At 48.4% G+C, this 2328-nt stretch carries 1 protein-coding gene; it reads left to right on the top strand.

What is annotated here, in order from left to right; translation table 11 throughout:
* Positions 1 to 2328, top strand: a 2328-nt coding sequence (locus ACVPON_RS08105; protein WP_462878115.1) for a DUF1542 domain-containing protein, incomplete at both ends; no start/stop codon positions are given.

The raw sequence follows: 2328 nt of genomic DNA, 5'->3' as shown, positions 1-2328 counted from the left end.
CTCGTACAGACTTGACGGACGAGGAAAAGCAAGCCGCTAAGAATGCAGTTGATGCAAAAGCTCAGGAAGCCAAGGATGCCGTTGATGCGGCAACGACTAATGCGGATGTAGCGACTGCTAAGGACGCAGGTATCACAAGTATCAATGCCATCCATCCAGATGCGACAGCCAAGACCACCGCTAAGTCAGAAATTGATAAGGCGGCAGAGGCAAAGAAAACCGCTATTGATGCTCGTACAGACTTGACGGATGAAGAAAAGCGAGCAGCTAAGGATGCCGTTGATGCAAAAGCACAGGAAGCCAAGGATGCCGTTGATGCGGCAACTACCAATGATGCCGTTACGAAGGCTCAAACTGCCGGTACCACAGCTATTTCTGCCATTAATCCAGATGCGACAGCTAAGACCACCGCTAAGTCAGAAATTGACAAGGCAGCAGAGGCAAAGAAAACCGCCATTGATGCTCGTACAGACTTGACGGATGAAGAAAAGCGAGCGGCTAAGGATGCCGTTGATGCAAAAGCACAGGAAGCCAAGGATGCAGTTGATGCGGCAACTACTAATGCGGATGTAGCGACTGCTAAGGACGCAGGTATCACAAGTATCAATGCCATCCATCCAGATGCGACAGCCAAGACCACCGCTAGGTCAGAAATTGATAAGGCGGCGGAAGCTAAAAAGGCAGAGATTGCTGCTCGTTCTGATCTAACTGATGAAGAAAAGCGAGCCGCTAAGGATGCAGTTGATGCAAAAGCACAGGAAGCCAATGATGCCGTTGATGCGGCAACTACCAATGATGCCGTTACGAAGGCTCAAACTGATGGTACCACAGCTATTTCTGCCATTCATCCAGATGCGACAGCTAAGACCACCGCTAAGTCAGAAATTGATAAGGCAGCGGAAGCAAAGAAAACCGCTATTGATGCTCGTACAGACTTGACGGATGAAGAAAAGCGAGCAGCTAAGAATGCCGTTGATGCAAAAGCTCAGGAAGCCAATGATGCCGTTGATGCAGCAACTACCAATGATGCCGTTACGAAGGCTCAAACTGATGGCACCACAGCTATTTCTGCCATTCATCCAGATGCGACAGCTAAGACCACCGCTAAGTCAGAAATTGATAAGGCAGCGAAAGCTAAAAAGGCAGAGATTGATGCTCGTACAGACTTGACGGACGAAGAAAAGCAAGCAGCTAAGGATGCAGTTGATGCAGCAGTCAAGAAAGCCAAGGATGCAGTTGATGCGGCAACCACTAATGCGGATGTAGCGACTGCTAAGGACGCAGGTATCACAAGTATCAATGCCATCCATCCAGATGCGACAGCTAAGACCACCGCTAAGTCAGAAATTGATAAGACGGCAGAGGCAAAGAAAACTGCTATTGATGCTCGTTCTGATCTAACTAACGAAGAAAAGAAATCAGCTAAGGATGCCGTTGATGCAAAAGCACAGGAAGCCAAGGATGCCGTTGATGCGGCAACTACCAATGATGCCGTTACGAAGGCTCAAACTGCCGGTACCACAGCTATTTCTGCCATCAATCCAGATGCGACAGCTAAGACCACCGCTAAGTCAGAAATTGATAAGGCAGCGGAAGCAAAGAAAACCGCTATTGATGCTCGTACAGACTTGACGGATGAAGAAAAGCGAGCGGCTAAGGATGCCGTTGATGCAAAAGCACAGGAAGCCAAGGATGCCGTTGATGCGGCAACTACCAATGATGCCGTTACGAAGGCTCAAACTGATGGCACCACAGCTATTTCTGCCATCCATCCAGATGCGACAGCCAAGACCACCGCTAAGTCAGAAATTGATAAGGCAGCAGAAGCAAAGAAAACCGCCATTGATGCTCGTACAGACTTGACGGACGAGGAAAAGCAATCAGCTAAGGATGCAGTTGATGCAAAAGCTCAGGAAGCCAAGGATGCCGTTGATGCGGCAACTACCAATGCGGATGTAGCGACAGCTAAGGACGCAGGTATCACAAGTATCAATGCCATTAAACCAGATGCGACAGCTAAGACCACCGCTAAGTCAGAAATTGATAAGGTAGCGGAAGCTAAAAAGGCAGAGATTGATGCTCGTTCTGATCTAACTAACGAAGAAAAGCAATCAGCTAAGGATGCCGTTGATGCAGAAGTCAAGAAAGCCAAGGACGCAGTTGATGCGGCAACCACTAATGCGGATGTAGCGACAGCTAAGGACGCAGGTATCACAAGTATCAATGCCATTAAACCAGATGCGACAGCTAAGACCAATGCTAAGTCAGAAATTGATAAGGCAGCGGAAGCAAAGAAAACCGCTATTGATGCTCGTACAGACTTGACGG

The organism is Streptococcus sp. 1F3 (assembly GCF_054968985.1).
The sequence above is the reverse complement of the archived record's forward strand: the minus strand, read 5'-3'. Positions and strand labels throughout refer to the sequence as shown.